18 protein-coding genes and 1 pseudogene are annotated in these 15,575 nt (G+C 69.3%); 9 read left to right on the top strand and 10 right to left on the bottom strand.

Going from position 1 to position 15,575, the window contains the following annotated elements; genetic code table 11:
• Positions 1–103: 103 nt before the first annotated feature.
• Positions 104–774: pseudogene (locus EZH22_RS06160) on the bottom strand (biosynthetic peptidoglycan transglycosylase).
• Positions 775–924: 150 nt separating this feature from the next.
• Here EZH22_RS06160 and EZH22_RS06165 point away from each other — a divergent pair.
• A complete protein-coding gene (locus EZH22_RS06165; RefSeq protein ID WP_203194851.1) occupies positions 925–1,851 on the top strand; it encodes a polyprenyl synthetase family protein in 927 nt (308 codons plus the stop codon).
• A gap of 58 nt (positions 1,852–1,909) precedes the next feature.
• On the top strand, positions 1,910–3,262 hold the full coding sequence (locus tag EZH22_RS06170) for a flavin monoamine oxidase family protein (RefSeq protein ID WP_203194852.1): 1,353 nt from the start codon (positions 1,910–1,912) through the stop codon (positions 3,260–3,262).
• A gap of 25 nt (positions 3,263–3,287) precedes the next feature.
• Here the strand turns inward: EZH22_RS06170 and phoB are convergent, their stop codons facing one another.
• The 7 genes from phoB to EZH22_RS06205 form a co-directional block, all read right to left on the bottom strand.
• Positions 3,288–3,989: a phosphate regulon transcriptional regulator PhoB gene (phoB, locus tag EZH22_RS06175; RefSeq protein WP_203194853.1), complete on the bottom strand. Its 702-nt coding sequence runs from the start codon at positions 3,987–3,989 to the stop codon at positions 3,288–3,290.
• Between the two features lie 39 nt (positions 3,990–4,028).
• Positions 4,029–4,754, bottom strand: a complete 726-nt coding sequence (gene phoU / locus EZH22_RS06180) for a phosphate signaling complex protein PhoU (protein WP_203194854.1) — start codon at positions 4,752–4,754, stop codon at positions 4,029–4,031.
• Between the two features lie 19 nt (positions 4,755–4,773).
• Complete coding sequence (gene pstB / locus EZH22_RS06185) at positions 4,774–5,598, bottom strand: phosphate ABC transporter ATP-binding protein PstB (RefSeq protein ID WP_231711331.1); 825 nt, start codon at positions 5,596–5,598, stop codon at positions 4,774–4,776.
• 54 nt (positions 5,599–5,652) lie between these two features.
• Entirely contained in the window at positions 5,653–6,486 is an 834-nt protein-coding gene (pstA, locus tag EZH22_RS06190) for a phosphate ABC transporter permease PstA (RefSeq protein WP_203194855.1), read from the bottom strand.
• A gap of 13 nt (positions 6,487–6,499) precedes the next feature.
• Positions 6,500–7,492, bottom strand: coding sequence for a phosphate ABC transporter permease subunit PstC (gene pstC / locus EZH22_RS06195; RefSeq protein WP_203194856.1), 993 nt, complete (start codon positions 7,490–7,492; stop codon positions 6,500–6,502).
• A 157-nt stretch (positions 7,493–7,649) separates the two neighbouring features.
• Positions 7,650–8,690, bottom strand: a complete 1,041-nt coding sequence (gene pstS, locus EZH22_RS06200) for a phosphate ABC transporter substrate-binding protein PstS (RefSeq protein ID WP_203194857.1) — start codon at positions 8,688–8,690, stop codon at positions 7,650–7,652.
• A gap of 123 nt (positions 8,691–8,813) precedes the next feature.
• Positions 8,814–10,205: an ATP-binding protein gene (locus EZH22_RS06205; protein WP_333473731.1), complete on the bottom strand. Its 1,392-nt coding sequence runs from the start codon at positions 10,203–10,205 to the stop codon at positions 8,814–8,816.
• Positions 10,206–10,587: 382 nt separating this feature from the next.
• Between EZH22_RS06205 and EZH22_RS06210 the strand changes: the two genes are divergently transcribed.
• Positions 10,588–11,316, top strand: a complete 729-nt coding sequence (locus tag EZH22_RS06210; RefSeq protein ID WP_203194859.1) for a hypothetical protein — start codon at positions 10,588–10,590, stop codon at positions 11,314–11,316.
• Between the two features lie 87 nt (positions 11,317–11,403).
• Here EZH22_RS06210 and EZH22_RS06215 read toward each other — a convergent pair whose 3' ends face one another.
• Positions 11,404–12,225: an exodeoxyribonuclease III gene (locus EZH22_RS06215; protein WP_203196408.1), complete on the bottom strand. Its 822-nt coding sequence runs from the start codon at positions 12,223–12,225 to the stop codon at positions 11,404–11,406.
• Positions 12,226–12,487: 262 nt separating this feature from the next.
• Between EZH22_RS06215 and EZH22_RS06220 the strand changes: the two genes are divergently transcribed.
• Together EZH22_RS06220 and EZH22_RS06225 are read left to right on the top strand one after the other, a co-directional pair.
• A complete protein-coding gene (locus EZH22_RS06220) occupies positions 12,488–12,730 on the top strand; it encodes a hypothetical protein (protein ID WP_203194860.1) in 243 nt (80 codons plus the stop codon).
• Positions 12,727–12,960: a type II toxin-antitoxin system HicB family antitoxin gene (locus tag EZH22_RS06225; protein ID WP_203194861.1), complete on the top strand. Its 234-nt coding sequence runs from the start codon at positions 12,727–12,729 to the stop codon at positions 12,958–12,960. The genes EZH22_RS06220 and EZH22_RS06225 overlap by 4 nt, the downstream gene beginning before the upstream one ends.
• A 14-nt stretch (positions 12,961–12,974) precedes the next feature.
• Here EZH22_RS06225 and EZH22_RS06230 read toward each other — a convergent pair whose 3' ends face one another.
• Positions 12,975–13,319, bottom strand: coding sequence for a hypothetical protein (locus tag EZH22_RS06230; RefSeq protein ID WP_203194862.1), 345 nt, complete (start codon positions 13,317–13,319; stop codon positions 12,975–12,977).
• Positions 13,320–13,453: 134 nt separating this feature from the next.
• Here EZH22_RS06230 and EZH22_RS06235 point away from each other — a divergent pair, with 134 nt between their 5' ends.
• The 4 genes from EZH22_RS06235 (at position 13,454) to EZH22_RS06250 (ending at position 15,570) form a co-directional block, all read left to right on the top strand.
• The gene (locus tag EZH22_RS06235) at positions 13,454–13,912 is read left to right on the top strand and encodes a hypothetical protein (RefSeq protein ID WP_203194863.1); all 459 of its coding nucleotides are present in this window, start codon (positions 13,454–13,456) and stop codon (positions 13,910–13,912) included.
• A gap of 83 nt (positions 13,913–13,995) precedes the next feature.
• Positions 13,996–14,466, top strand: a complete 471-nt coding sequence (locus EZH22_RS06240; protein ID WP_203194864.1) for an SRPBCC family protein — start codon at positions 13,996–13,998, stop codon at positions 14,464–14,466.
• Between the two features lie 125 nt (positions 14,467–14,591).
• Positions 14,592–14,810 (top strand): hypothetical protein, encoded by a 219-nt coding sequence (locus tag EZH22_RS06245; RefSeq protein ID WP_203194865.1) that lies wholly within the window; start codon positions 14,592–14,594, stop codon positions 14,808–14,810.
• Positions 14,811–14,880: 70 nt separating this feature from the next.
• Positions 14,881–15,570, top strand: a complete 690-nt coding sequence (locus tag EZH22_RS06250) for a TetR/AcrR family transcriptional regulator (RefSeq protein WP_231711334.1) — start codon at positions 14,881–14,883, stop codon at positions 15,568–15,570.
• Positions 15,571–15,575: the final 5 nt, after the last annotated feature.

Here is a 15,575-nt window from a genome sequence, read left to right on the forward strand (position 1 = left end):
GGGCCGGCACGCCGACGCTCTGCGCCCATGTGGCGCTTATGGGCGGCACAATCAAGGCTTCGCCGTGCTCGCGTGCTCACCTCCTGGGGTGCCGGGCCGCTCTTCAGCGCAGCGGGCCGAGGCAGGAGGTGAGCTCCGGCCCCTCGCGCGGCACCCGGGCCTGGAGGCGGCCGGCGAGGCGCTGCACCCCGGCGGAGGGATTGCCCGCGTCGCGTCGGCGGGGGTTCGGCAGCATCACCGCCAGCAGCGCTCCCTGTCGCGCATCGATCCGGGACGCCGGGACGCCGAAGGCGCGGCGCGCGCCCGCCTCCACGCCGAACTCGCCATTGGGGCCCCATTCGGCGATGTTGAGGTAGATCTCGATCAGCCGCCTCTTGCTCACCACCAGATCGAGCCACAAGGCCAGCGGGATCTCGATGGCCTTGCGGATGATCTCCCGACCCGGCCACAGGAACAGGTTCTTGGCGATCTGCATGGGGATGGTGGAGGCGCCGCGCGTCTCCTCCAGCTCGTCCGCCGAATCGATGGCCGCGCGCATCTCGGCGAAATCGACGCCCCAATGGCTGCAGAAGCCGGCGTCCTCGGAGGCGATCACCGCGCGCACGAGGGCCGGCGAGATCATCTCGATGGGCGTCCACACGCGCTCCACCCGCTCCCCGTGATCCAGCGCCCGAGCATGAGGGTGGAGACCGGATTGACCACGTTGTAGGCGATGGAGAGCACCAGGGGGATGGCAACGAGGACGATCACGACGCGCAGCACCAGACGGACCATCCTCTGCCCTCCCCTCGCCGCTCCGCGATGCGATCGCTGCGGGCTGGCCGCTTGACGTTCCCCCCTGGTTGGGGCACCCGGTGACCCCCGTCAACGGTGCGCCCCGCCCGGGCGTTCCTTTTCCGCCCTCCCAACGCAGGAAGGCCCAAGGTGCCGCTCTCCCTCAAGGACCGTCTCGACGCTTCCGCCGCGGCCGCCGAAGCCCGCCTCGACGCCGCCCTTGCCGGCGCGGCTCTGCCTGGCGAGCGCGTGCGGCCCGAGCGTCTCATGGCGGCCATGCGCCATGGCGCGCTCGGTGGCGGCAAGCGCCTGCGCCCCTTCCTGGTGATGGAAAGCGCCGCCCTCTTCGGCATTCCTGCCGACGGTGCCGTGACCGTCGCGGCGGCGGTCGAGTGCATCCACTGCTATTCCCTTGTCCACGACGACCTGCCGGCCATGGACAATGACGACCTGCGCCGCGGCCGGCCGACCGTGCACCGGGCCTATGACGAAGCAACCGCCATTCTCGCCGGCGACGGCCTGCTGACCCTGGCCTTCGACCTGCTCGCCGGGGACGACGCCCATCCCGACCCTGTGGTGCGCGTCGCCCTGGTGCGGGCGCTTGCCCGCGCCGCCGGCATCGGCGGCATGGTGGGTGGGCAGATGCTGGACCTCGCCGCCGAAGGCCGGTTCTCGGGCGGCGCGGCGCTCGCCCTCGACGCTCCCGCCATCCGCGACCTCCAGGCCATGAAGACCGGCGCCCTCCTCGCCCTGTCGGCAGAAGCCGGCGCGCTCCTCGGGCGGGCGGGCGCCGCCGAGCGGGCGGCCCTGCAGGCCTATGGCCGGGCGCTCGGCGCCGCCTTCCAGATCGCCGACGACATCCTCGACGTGGAAGGAACGGCGGAGGAGGTGGGCAAGAAGGTGGGCAAGGACGCGGCCGCCGGCAAGGCGACCCTGGTCTCCCTCCTCGGCCTCGACGCGGCCCGCGCCCTCCTCGACGGGCTGGTGGCGGAGGCGACGACGGCCCTCGGCCCGTTTGGCGCCCGTGGCGCCATCCTCGCCGAGGCGGCCCGCTTCGTCGCCGCGCGTCGCAGCTGAGGCGGCGGCCCCGTCCAGCCCTCGCCCAACCCGCCTCGGGCATGCTAGCGTCCCGCCCGTGACCGACCGCGACCGATCTTCCCTCACCCGCCGCACGCTCCTCGCCCGCGGCGCCGCCCTTGCCACGCTGCCCCTTGCGGCCACGCGGGCGCTCGGGCAGCAGAACGAGCCCGACGTGGTGATCATCGGCGCCGGTGCCGCCGGCATTTCCGCCGCCCGGCGGATCGCCGAGGCCGGGCGCTCCTATGTCCTGCTGGAGGCCTCCAACCGGGTGGGCGGACGTGCCCTCACCGATACCGCCGCCTTTGGCGTGCCGCTCGATCTCGGCGCGGCGCGCTTGAACATGCCGGCCGCGCGCCCCATGGCCGCCTTCGGCCGGGCGGAGGGCCTCGACATCCACCGTGCTCCGGACGGCGGCCGCCTCTATCTGAAGGGACGCGAGGCCAACGATTCCGAATATGAGGATTTCGTCGGCACGGTGCGCCGGGCCCAACGCGCCATCGTTGCCGCCGGCGATGCGGGGCGCGACTTGCCGGCCGCCCGCGTGCTCGCCGACCTCGGCCCGTGGTCGGACAGCGCCCGTTTCGTGGTGGGCCCCCTTGCCTGCGCCAAGGAGCTCGACCAGGTTTCGACCGTGGACGCCTCCCGCGCCGAGGAGCCCGATAGCGTGGAAGTCTGCGCCCAGGGCATCGGCACCCTGGTGAGCCAGCTGGCCCGGCCCCTCACCGTCCGCCTGGAAACACCGGTGCGCTCGGTGGAGCTGGGCGGCCGGCAGGCCGTGGTGCAGACCGGGCGCGGCACGCTCCTGGCCCGCGCGGTGATCGTCGCCGTGCCGCCGAGCGTGATTGCGGCGGGCAAGCTGCGGATTCTGCCGGCCCTGCCTCCGCGCTACCGCACCGCGATCGAGAAGATCACCCTCGGCGCCTTCGACCACATCGCGTTCCGCCTGCCGCGCAACCCGCTCGGGCTCAACATGGACGAGCTTCTCTACTTCCGGGCGGAGGGCCCGCGCGCCTATGCCCTGCGCGCCCGCATCGCCGGCAGCGATCTCTATACCCTCGAGGTCGCCGGCGACGTGGCGAACGGTCTCGCCGACGGCCCGCCCGAGGCCGCCACCACCTTCCTCAAGGAGGCGCTGACGCGGGAGTTTGGCGCCGATCTCGCGAAGAAGGTGGGCAAGGTGCACGCCACGCGCTGGACCAAGGAGCCGTGGGCGCTCGGTGCCTTCTCCTGCGCCCTGCCCGGCTTCGGCAACATGCGGCGCGCCTTCACGGAAGTGGCCCTCGGCCGGCTCATCTTCGCCGGGGAACATGCCCACGAGACCCTCTGGGGCACCATGGGCGGGGCCTGGCTGTCCGGCGAGCGGGCGGCCAAGCAGGCCCTCGCCCTTCTCGGCGTGCGATCGGGCTGAGGTGCGCGGCTCGAACGGCCCGTTCTCAATGGGCGCGGGCGAACATCTCGTTGAAGGAGTAGCCCGCGCCGCGCACGGTGCGGATGGGATCCGACTGCCGGCCGCGATTGATCGCCTTGCGCAGGCGGCCCACATGCACGTCCACCGTGCGCTCGTCGATATAGACGTCCTGGCCCCACACCCCGTCGAGCAGCTGCTCGCGCGAGAACACGCGGCCGGGGCTCTGCATCAGGAACTCCAGCAGGCGGAACTCGGTGGGGCCGAGATGCACCTCGCGCCCGGCGCGGTGCACGCGGTGGGTTTCCCGGTCGAGCTCGATGTCGCCCGCCCGCAGCAGGGTCGCCACATGCTCGGGCTTGGCCCGGCGCAGCAGCGCCCGCACCCGGGCGAGCAGCTCGGGCACCGAGAACGGCTTCACCACATAGTCGTCCGCCCCGGTGGCGAGGCCGCGCACCCGCTCGGTTTCCTCGCCCCGGGCGGTGAGCATGATCACCGGCAGGCGCTCGGTTTCCGGGCGGGTCCTCAGGCGACGGCACAGTTCGATGCCGGAAAGGCCCGGCAGCATCCAGTCGAGGATGACGAGATCGGGCACGCTTTCGCGCAGGCGGGTCTCGGCCTCGTCACCGCGCCCCACGCTTTCGACGCCATAACCCTCCGACTCCAGATTGTAGCGGAGCAGAAGGGTCAGGGGCTCCTCGTCCTCGACGATCAGAATACGCGCCGGCACAGTGTTTCACCTGTCGTTTTCAAGTCGGGCTGGCTTGGGTCAGCCCTGGACGGACCGGCCGGGAAAGGCCAGGGTGGTCTCGCTGGAGGCATCCGCCTTGGGGCGGTCCGGCAGGTTCTGGCCGCTGACCATGTAGTAGACGATCTCCGCGATGTTGGTCGCGTGGTCGCCGATGCGCTCGATGTTCTTGGCACAGAACAGAAGGTGGGTGCACACCGAGATGTTGCGCGGATCTTCCATCATGTAGGTGAGGAGCTCGCGGAACAGGGAGGTGTACATGGTGTCGATGGCGCCGTCCCGGCCCCACACTTCCACCGCCTTGGCCTCGTTACGCGCCGCATAGGCGTCGAGCACCTCCTTGAGCTGCTCCAGCACCAGGTCGGAGATGTGCTCCACCCCGCGCACCAGCTTCTGCGGGTGGTATTCGCCCTCGATGGCGATGACGCGCTTGCCCACGTTCTTGGCCAGGTCGCCGATGCGCTCGAGATCGTTGGCGATGCGGATGGCCGAGACGATCTCGCGCAGGTCGTTGGCCACCGGCTGACGCTTGGCGATGACGAGGATGGCGCGGTCCTCGATCTCACGCTGCATCTGGTCCACGGTGGCGTCGACGAGCACCACCTTCTGGGCCAGGGCGATGTCGCGCTTGATGAGCGAGGTCACGGAATCGGCGACGAGGCGTTCCGCCTGTCCGCCCATCTCCACCACCTTGCGGCCGATTTCCTTCAACTCCTGGTCGAAGGAGGCAACGGTATGCTCCGGCATCGGGATGATCCTTCTCGTCTCAGCCGAAGCGGCCGGTAATGTAGTCGCGCGTCTTGATCTCCTTCGGATTGGTGAAGATCACGTCCGAAGGCGCCACCTCGATCAGCTCACCGAGATAGAAGAAGGCGGTCATGTCGGCGCAGCGCGCGGCCTGCTGCATGTTGTGGGTCACGATGACGATGGTGAAGTCCTGCTTCAGCTCGTCGATCAGGTCCTCGATCTTCGAGGTGGAGATGGGGTCGAGGGCCGAGGTGGGCTCGTCGAGCAGGATCACCTCGGGCTTCACCGCGATGGTGCGGGCGATGCACAGGCGCTGCTGCTGGCCGCCGGACATGCCGAGGGCCGATGTGTGCAGGCGGTCCTTGGTCTCGTCCCAGATGGCGGCCTTGCGCAGGCACCATTCCACCCGCTCGTCCATCTGCGCCTTGTTGAGCTTCTCATGCAGCTTCACGCCGAAGGCGATGTTGTCATAGATGGTCATGGGGAACGGGGTCGGCTTCTGGAACACCATGCCGATGCGCGAGCGCACCACCGTGGGGTCGAGCTCCTTGCCCACCACGTTGACCCCGTCGAACAGCACCGACCCCTCGGCCCGCTGGCCGGGATAGAGGTCATACATGCGGTTGAACACCCGCAGCAGCGTGGACTTGCCGCAGCCCGACGGGCCGATCATGGCGGTCACGCGCTTCTCCGGCACCTCGAAGTTGATGTTCCGCAGGGCGTGGTTGCTGCCGTAGTAGAATTGCAGGTTCTCCACCTTGATCTTCGCGGGCGACGTCGGCGCGTCGGGCCTGGCGGCGACCGACGATGCGATGTTGAAGGTGGGATCGACGGCTGAAGTCATATGAGCCTCGCTTCGGAGGTTGAATTCGAAGGATGGTTTCGCGGGCGGCGCAGGCTAGTTGCCCCGTGCCAGGAACAGTCGGGACGCCACATTGAGCACGAGCACGCCCACGGTGATGAGCAGCGCGCCGGCCCAGGCGAGGGAGACCCAGTCGTCGAACGGGCTGCCGGCAAACTGGTAGATGGCGATGGGCAGGCTCGCCATGGGCTTCGACAGGTCCGTGGAAAAGGAGTTGTTGCCGAGTGAGGTGAAGAGCAGCGGTGCCGTCTCCCCGGCCGCGCGGGCGACGGCGAGCAGGACGCCGGTGACGATGCCCGCCCGCGCCGCGCGCCAGGTGATCATCATCACCACCTTCCACTGCGGCGCCCCGAGCGCATAGGCCGCCTCGCGCAGCCCCACCGGAACGAGGTTCAGCATGTCCTCGGTGGTGCGCACCACCACCGGGATCACCAGGATGGCGAGGGCGACCGCGCCGGCCCAGCCGGAGAAGCCACCCATCGGCGCGACGAGGAAGGTGTAGACGAACAGGCCCACCAAGATGGACGGCGCGGAGAGCAGGATGTCGTTCACGAAGCGGGCGACCTCGCCGACCTTCGTGTTCTTCCCGTTCTCGGCGAGGAACGTCCCGGCCAGGAGGCCGATGGGTGTTCCGATCACCATGGCGAGCCCGATCTGGATCAGCGACCCGACGATCGCGTTCAGGAGGCCGCCGTTGTGGCCCGGCGGCAGGGTCACCTTGGTGAAGACGTTGAGCCCGAGGGCCGGAAGCCCCTTCTGGACCAGCGTGAACAGGATCCACGCCAGGAGGAACAAGGCGAGGACCGCAAAGCCGGTGCTGATGACCTTGACGGTGAGGTCCTTGCTGCGGCGGATGGCGAGGGAGGTCATGCTGACGCGCTCCTCAGGACTTCAGGTTGGATCGGATGAGGAAGCGCGAGAGCGCCAGCACGATGAAGGAGATCACGAACAGGATGAAACCCAGGGCGAGCAGCGAATCAAGCTTCAGAGAGCCCTGGGCGGCCTCCGGGAATTCGTTGGCGATGGTCGAGGCGATGGTCGCGCCGGGCGCGAACAGCGAGGCCGAGAGGCGGGTGGCGTTGCCGATCACGAAGGTGACCGCCATGGTCTCGCCGAGGGCGCGGCCGAGCCCGAGCATGATCGCGCCCACCATGGCCGTGCGGCCGTAGGGGATGGAGACGTTCTTGTAGACCTCGTAGGTCGTCGCGCCGACGCCGTAGGCCGATTCCTTCAGCATCGGCGGCACGGACGCCAGCGTCTCCACGAACATGGCGGTGATGAAGGGCAGGATCATCACCGCCATGATCAGGCCGGCGGTGAGCATGCCGCCGCCGAGGGCGGGGCCCTGGAACAACGCCCCGAGCACCGGCAGCGGGCCCAGGAGGTCGATCAGCGGCGGCTGGACGTAGGCCGCCATGAGCGGCGAGATGATGAAGAAACCCCACATGCCGTAGATGATGGAGGGCACGGCGGCGAGCAACTGGATCGCCACGCCGACGGGGCGCCGCAGCGACTGGGGCGCGATCTCGCTGAGGAAAAAGGCGATGCCGAAGGAGAGCGGCAGCGCGATGATCACGGCGATGACGGCGCTGAACAGCGTACCGTAGATCATCACCAGCGCGCCGAAATTCTCGGTGACCGGGTTCCAGGTCGTGGTCCACAGGAAGTCGAGGCCGAATGTGCGGAAGGCGGGCAGGCCGCCCTCGAACAGCATGGCGATGATGAGGCCGAGCAGGATCAGCACGAAGATGCCGCATCCCCACAGCAACGCCACGAAGACCCTGTCGGCCAGCCGGCCGACGGCCTTGGCGGAGCCAATATGCCCGGGAGCGACGCCCATCGCGGGACCACCAGCTCCACTCATGGTCGCGTCCATAGATTCCGTTCCCCCGCCAAAGACGCCTTGAAGATGAAATTCGCAAGATGAAGTCCGCACGCACACCCATCGCGAGCGGGCGAAGGGGAGCGGCGGCCGGAAGGTGGCGGCCGCTCCCCATTTTCAACAGGTCGTCATGCCTACGGCATGCAGTCGGTCAGTTCGACCACACCGGCTTGCCGTCGACCTTCACCTCGGCCTTCCAGGCCTCGCGCACGCGGGTGGCCACATCCTTCGGCAGCGGGATGTAGTGCAGCTTCTCGGCGATCTCGGCGCCGTTGTCGAAGGCCCAGTTGAAGAACTTGATCACTTCGGCAGCCTGCTCGGCCGACTTCGGCTCCTTCGGCAGAAGGATGAAGGTGGCGCTGGTGATCGGCCAGGTGGTGTCACCGGGGGTGTTGATCATGGAGGCGGCGAAGTCCTTCGCCCCGGCCCAGTCGGCATTCGCGGCGGCCGCCTGGAAGGCGGGGACGGTCGGCGACACGTACTTGCCGGCCTTGTTCTGGAGCTGCGCCGTCACGAGGTTGTTGGCGGAGGCGTAGATGTACTCCACGTAGCCGATGGCACCCTTGGTGTTCTTGACGGTGCCGGAAACACCCTCGTTGCCCTTGCCGCCAGCGCCCGCCGGCCAGGAGACGGAGGTGGCCGCGCCGACCTTGGACTTCCACTCGGCGCTCACGTCGGCGAGGTAGGAGGCGAACACATAGGTCGTGCCCGAGCCGTCCGACCGATAGGTCGGCACGATGCCGAGGTTGGGGAGCTGCACACCGGGATTGAGGTCGGTGATCGCCTTGTCGTTCCACTTGGTGATCTTGCCGAGATAGATGTCGGCGAGCACCGGGCCGGTCAGCTTGAGCTGGTTGGCGGCGACGCCCTCGAGGTTCACGATCGGAACCACGGAGCCGATGACAGCCGGGAACTGCAGGAGCTTCTGCTGGGCCAGCTTCTCGGTCTGCACGGGGGCGTCGGAGGCGCCGAAATCGACGGTGCGATTGAAGATCTGGGTCTGGCCCGCGCCGGAGCCGATCGACTGGTAATTGAGGCCGGTCCCGGTCTTGTCCTTATAGGCGACGGCCCAAGCTTGGTAGACAGGAGCAGGGAACGTAGCGCCGGCGCCGGTGATGTCGCCAGCAGATGCGCTGCCAGCGAACAGCGTGCCGGCCACGGCGATCACGCCGAGAGCGGTGGTGAGCTTCACGATATCTCTCCTTGCCAAATTCTGCGTCGCCCCACGACCAGGGCCGGGGCAACGTTGGGCTCGGGACTCTTAGTCCCCGCGCGCCAAGGTTCTATGACGACTGCATGACAGGGAGATGACTGCCTACGCGCCTGCCTTTTCTACGCTTTTTTCGCAATCCGGCAAAGCATCCATGCGCACGGTGAAGGTTGCCCCCTCGCCCAGCACGCTATCGACGCCCAACCGGCCGCGATGGCGCGCCACGATGTGCTTGACGATGGCGAGCCCGAGGCCGGTGCCGCCCTGGTCCCGGCTCGCCGCCACGTCGACCCGGTAGAAGCGCTCGGTGAGGCGCGGCAGGTGCTCCGGCGCGATGCCGGGGCCGAAATCGCGCACGCTCACCTGGGCGGCGCTTCCGTCGCGACCGAGGCGCACTTCCACCTTCTTGCCCGAGGGCGCATATTTCAGGGCGTTCTCCACTAGGTTCTCGAACAGGCGGATGAGCTCGTCACGGTCGCCGAGCACCTCCAGCCGTTCCACGTCCCGCACCTGCTCCAGCGCGACGCCCCGATCCTGCGCCAGCGGGGCGAGGCTGTCGCAGACATGGGCGATGATGGCGGCGAGATCCACCTTGGTCTGCGGCCGCACATGGGCGTGCAGCTCGATGCGCGAGAGCGAGAGCAGGTCGTCGATGAGGCGCGACATGCGCCGCGCCTGCGCCGCCATGATGGAGAGGAAGCGCTCGCGCGCCGGCGCATCGTTGCGGGCCGGACCCTGCAGGGTCTCGATGAAGCCGGACAGGGAGGCGAGGGGGGTCCGCAACTCGTGGCTGGCATTGGCCACGAAGTCCGCGCGCATCTGCTCCACCCGCCGCTGCTGGGTGAGGTCGCGGAAAGTGAGCAGCACCGCGTCGGGTCCCGCCTCCCCCGCGCCGCGGCCGGTGCGGGGCGGCGTCTCCAGCCGCAGCGGCACCACGTGCGCCTCCAGCCAGCGGTCGAGGGGGATGCGCTCGGCGAACTCCACGCGGCGGGGCAGGCCATCGGCGGCGGCGGCCCGCACCGCATCGAGTACCTCCGGCACCCGCACGACGAACGACAGCGGGTCTCCCACCCGGGTCGGGCCGATGGCGAGGGCGACGCGCTCGTTGGCGACCATGATCTCGGCCTGGGGCGTCAGCAGCAAAGCGGGCTCGGGCAGCGCCGCCACCACCGCCGCCGCCTGCAGGTCCCGGCGATCCGGGCGGTCCGGGCGGGGCGCGGGCTCCGCCTCCGGCACGGCCTGGGGCACGGCGGCGGGCACGGGCAGCGACACGAACAGCGCCAGGAGGATGCAGGCCAGAATGCCCGCCAGCACCGGGTGCACCGCATCGAGCACCAGCCCCGTCGCCAGCACCGCCGCCAGCGCACCTGTTCCCGCCAGGAGCCTGCGGCGCGCCATGGCTGCCGCCCGGTCGACAACCGCCGGTGCCGCGGCGGCCGGCGGCGCGGGCTCCTGCGGCGCGACGGGGTGCGTCACGACGTCGTCGGCGCGCGGCATGCGCACCTTGATCCGCGCCTCCTGGAGGCCTGGTCCGTCAAGCCCTGATCCCTGGAGGTCTGGCCCCTGGCCGGGCCCGGACATCACCATTCGTCGTCCTTCCCACGCGGCCCGCGAATCGCCGGCCACACCGCATTCTGCCGATGCTGGCGCGCCTCGGCGAAGGCTTTACGACAGCCTCGCCGGCTGCGCCCCGCCGTGGCTGCATTTTTCGCATACTCCTTATTTCGAACCGCAAACAGCCGGATCAGCGTTGCCGCGCGGCGGTCAACATCTGCTAAGGAGAGAGAGCGGAGGACTTGAAATGCGACAGCTTGGAGCGAGGGGCGTGCTTCGGGCGATTGGCGGGGGGGTGGCACCGGTCACGGCCAGGCCCGACCCCATGCTCGGGAAGAAGCCCACGCACGGGACGCGGCACGGGTGCGGGCATCTTCCTGCCATCGCCGTGGCGGGCTTACTCGGCCTCGGCGAGGCGGGGCTGGGCGGTTCCGCGCGTGCCGACCCGTTGCCCCTGCCCACCGTCGACTTCTCGCTGAAGGCCGAGCTTAAGCGTGGCGGGACCCTGGATCTCGCCCACAGCCAGGGCAAGATGCGGGTGGAGATGACGCGGCCGAGCATCCCCGGCAGCATCATCGGGATCCTCGACCTCGCGGCGCGCCGCATGGTGATGCGCACGCCCAACCTGCCGAACGTGGCGCTCGAGGTGGAGCTGCCGCCGGAATACGCCCTCGGCGCCGTCAGCGGCGCGGGCAGCAAGGTGGGGACCGACCGGGTGGCGGGCGAGGCCTGCGACCTCTGGAAAATGGACGCGCCCACCCCGGCGCAGCTCGCCGCCGCCATGGGTCCCACCATCGCCTGCATCACGCCGGACGGCATCGCCCTTCGCACCGAAGTGGAGATCAAGGGCAGGAAGCAGGTGCTGTTCGAGGCCACCGGGCTCGTCCGCGGGCCGCAGGATCCCAGGCTGTTCGTGCTGCCGGCGGGCCTCCAGGTGGTGAAGGTGCCCAAGGGCAAGCTCGGCGCCGCTTTGGGCCTGGGGGCACCGGATTCGCCTCCTGCGACCCCTGCGCCTCCCGCGACACCCGCCACGCCGCCGCCCGCCAAGCCCTGAGCGGGCGCCGTCGAGCGCCTCGAACCGAAGACCGAGGGACGGTCGGCGCGCAAAAGCCCCGGCTAGAAACGCCGGAGCGCGAGAGCTTCAGCCGAAGGTGAGGGCCACCGGCACGTGGTCGGAGGGCTTCTCCCAGCCGCGCGCTTCCTTCAGCACCGTCATCGCCCGCGCCGAGGGGGCGAGGGGCCGGCTCGCCCACACATGGTCGAGGCGGCGGCCGCGGTCGTTCACCGTGTAGTCGGGCGAGCGGTAGCTCCACCAGGTGAAGAGCTTCTCCTGCGGCGGCACGAAGGCACGCATCACGTCCACCCAGGGGCCGGATGCCTGAAAGCGGTTCAGCTTCTCCACCTCGATCGGGGTGTGGCTGACCACCGAGAGCAATTGCTTGTGGCTCCACACGTCGGTTTCGAGGGGGGCAACGTTGAGGTCGCCCACCACCACCGCGTGGCGCTCGGGATCGGCAGCATCGGCGGCCAGCTCGCTCCAGGCCGTCATCTCGTCGAGGAAGGCGAGCTTGTGGGCGAACTTCGGATTGAGGTCGGGATCCGGCACGTCGCCGCCGGCGGGCACGTAGAAGTTGTGGATGGTCAGCGGCTTGCCCAGAGCATCGCCGGGCGCGAGGGTGACGGCCACATGCCGCGCGTCGCCCTTGCCGCAGAAATCGCCCTTGCGCACCTGCGCGAACGGATGCCGGGAGAACGTCGCAACCCCGTGCCAACCCTTCTGGCCGTTGAGCGCGATGTACGGGAAGCCCATGTCGCGGATGGCGTTCAGGGGGAACTTGTCGTCCTGGCACTTGGTTTCCTGGAGGCACAGCACGTCCGGCCGCAGCCTCTCCACCGTCTCGCGGACGATATCGAGGCGGATGCGGACGGAATTGATGTTCCAGGTGCAGATGGTGAGGGGCAAGGCAATGGCGGGCTGAAAAGAGAACGACACCCGAGCCTTACACCGCCCCCGCGCACGGAGGCAAGCCCGAGTGCCGGTGTACGGCTGGACGTCAGCAGCCGCCAGCCCTCGCAGGCCTTCAGGGCGCCCGGACCATGCCGAGCCCATATTCGCCCCCACCCGTGCCCCTTCCCGTGCCCACCATTTCGCCTTGCCCGGATCGGGGGCGCGCCTAAACTGGAGGCTTTCCAGGCCTTGCCCTTTTCATTTGATGGATACTGTCATGCACAATAAGAGGCTCGAAGCCTTGCGCGCCAATCCGTGCGGGGAATGGAGGCCGGCGGACCTCGAGATCACCGCGTCCCAGTATGCGATCAAGTTTCGCAAGGTGACCGGCACCCACGTGGTGTTCACCCATCCCTCGGTGCCCGACTGCGTCGCCGTTCCCATGAAGCAGAAGATCCGCTCCGTCCACGTGCGGGCCTTCGTCGCCATGGTGGATCGCATGGACGGGATCGACCAATGACCGCCTCCACAGCGCCCGACCCTTCCGCCTATCCGGCCATTGTCGCGTCCATCCCGCCCGAGGAGGGCGGCGGCTTTGTCGCGAGCTTTCCCGACGTGCCGGGATGTCATGGCGTCGGCGACACGGCGGAGGAGGCCGTGGCCGACGGCCGCCTGGCCCTGTTCGCCTGCCTCGACGCCCTGCGGGCCGCCGACCGTTCTCCGCCCGCTCCGGGATCCGCGCCGGCATGAGCCGGCCCGCTTGCTCAGGGCATGCCGGGTCGGGCGCGGCCGGCGCGCTCTTCCATGAAGGCCGAGACGGTGTCCAGCAGGCGGATGGCGCCGGGGAGCTGGGCATGGGCCTCCGCCTGCGCCGCGCCTTCCGGCTCGAGGGTGCGCCACCACACGATGAAGCGACGGATCAAGGCGCGGCCGGCGATATGGGCGAAGGGCACGCCCGGAAACGCGTCGAACCCGAACGCCGCCTCCACGCGCCGCAGGCATGCTTCCACGTAGCCGGCATCGGCGGCGGAGAGCGTGAACGGGCCTTCCGGTGCGCGCCGCTCCATGCGGACCTCGCTGAGCTCGGGGATATAGTCCGTCTTCACCACGACACCATTCGTCTCCGCGCCCTGCCGACAGCGAAGCCGGTTTCGGCTCAGCCGGCGTCCGCCGTCGCCATCACGCCTCCCGCCCGCTTGGGCATCGCCCTTCAAGCAGGATCGGTGCCAGCGAAAGGCCGGACATGACGCGCCCCCTCCCCGCCGCGCCCCCGGTGCACGCGGAGCCCACCGCTGTCCACGCCGTTCCGGCGGCGCCACTGGAAGCGGGGTTCCGGCTGCTGGTGATGCGCGAGTTCGCGGCGGCGGCGGCGCCGGCCTCCTTCGCGGTGATCGAGCAGCGGCTGCTGCGGCCGCCGCCCCGGCAGATCCGGCACGGCATCGCCTTCGCCCTCGCCTTCAGGCCGGAGGTGATGGCCTTCCTGGGCTTCCATCTCGGCCGGCCCGCCGTGCCGGGACCCGACGGCGCACGCGCGCGCAACCCGCTCTGGCCCCGGCTCGCCTGGCACAAGCAGGCGCGGCCCTGGCCGGACGACACACTCACCACCGAATGGAACGCGGACATTCTGTTTCCGCAGGAAACCGCACGCGCCGCCTTCGCCCACCAGTTCCATGCCGAGCTCGCGGGCATCCCACCACCCTGACCGCCGCCAAGGCCCACTTCTTGCTTTGCGGGTCCTGGCCGTTTTTCGCGCATGTCATTGATTGCTTTTCGGGAGATTGCTCCATGACAGACGTTGTCGAGACCCGCTCCATTGTCACCGAGGCCGAATTCGATCATCCGATCGAGCTCGTCTGGCGCGCCATCAGCGATTCCGAATGGCTCGCCGTATGGTTCTTCCCCAACGACATCCAGCCCCTGGAGGGACACAAGTTCACCATCTGGGGCCGGCCCATCGAGCGCTGGGACGGGGAATTCCAGTGCCAGGTGAAGACCGCCATTCCCGAGCGCGAGCTGTCCTTCCGCTGGAAGGGCGGCCATCCGGAGCTGAAGGGCTTCGGCCACTATATCGATACGGTGCTGACCTGGACCCTCACCCCCACCGCCTCCGGCGGCACCCATCTGCGCTTTCAGCACGAAGGCTTCGGCGCTGATGCCGAGAGCGACGGCGTGTTCGACGTGATGACGAAGGGCTCCCAGAGCGTGCTGCGCACCCTCACCCGCCGCCTGCCGGACCTCATCCAGCACGGCGCCTGAGCCGGCGCCGGGCCACGCGCAGAAGTGACCGCCGGCTTGCGACGCGCAGGAACCCGGCGGCCATGCCTGCGTTACGGCTCTGGTTGCCATACCGCGCCCGGTGCGTGGCACCAATGGAGACGGACATGGGCCAGAAGCATCCCGCGAACGATCCCTTCTCCCTGCGCATCGTGATCGGAGAGGCCGAAACCAAGGCCTCCAACGTCGACGATGTGGTGAAATTCCTGCGCCAGCAGGAAGCCGGCGACTTCGCCGACCTCCTCCTCAGCGTGCCTTCGGACGGCCGGCCCCAGTCCCTGTCGGATGTCTGCGCCCGCATGGAAGCGCTCTGCGCCATGGTGTGAGGCGCCCCGGCGGCTTGACTTTCCACCGCCCCTCCGCAGTCTGCGCCAGTCGCGCGACGGGAGATGCGGTTTGGTCGGGGATGCGGAGGCCGGCGGTTTCGGGGACTATTCGCTGGACGCTCTCGCAGCCCGCATCCATGCGCGCCACCGCGACCGCATCAAGGTGCAGAAGCCGCATGTGGCGGCGGCAAATCTCGCCCGCATCATCGCCGCAGCGCTGGAACTCGCCAACAGCCAGGGCTTCCATGCCATGACGCTGCGCCAGCTCGCGGCGGAGTCCGGCCTCAGCATGGGCGCGCTCTATTCGTACCTCGACAGCAAGGACACCCTGCTCCTCATGATCCTCGGGGAGGTGTCCCACGCCGTGGAAGAGGTGCTGGGCGCGGCGCCGCAGGAAGTGGCCGCCAGCCCGGCGCTGCACCTGCGCTGGCTCATCACCCGCCACATCGCCCTGTCCGAAGCCATGCACTCCTGGTTCGTCTTCGCCTACATGGAGGCGAAGGCATTCCCGCCCGCGGCGCGCCGGCAGGCGGTGGAAAGCGAGCGCCTCACCGAGCGGATGCTGGCGGACGTCATCGGCGAAGGCATGAAGCGGGGCGTGTTCGCCAAGGGCGACGCGCTGTTCGCCGCCACCCTGGTCAAGCCGCTGCTGCAGGACTGGTACGTGAAGCGCGGCAAATACCGCGCGCGCGGTATCGATGCGGCAGGCTATGCGGATGGCGTCACCGCTTTCGTGGAAGCCGCGCTCGCGCCGCGCTGACACCT

This window comes from Xanthobacter dioxanivorans, from assembly GCF_016807805.1.
GTDB classification, from domain to species: domain Bacteria; phylum Pseudomonadota; class Alphaproteobacteria; order Rhizobiales; family Xanthobacteraceae; genus Xanthobacter; species Xanthobacter dioxanivorans.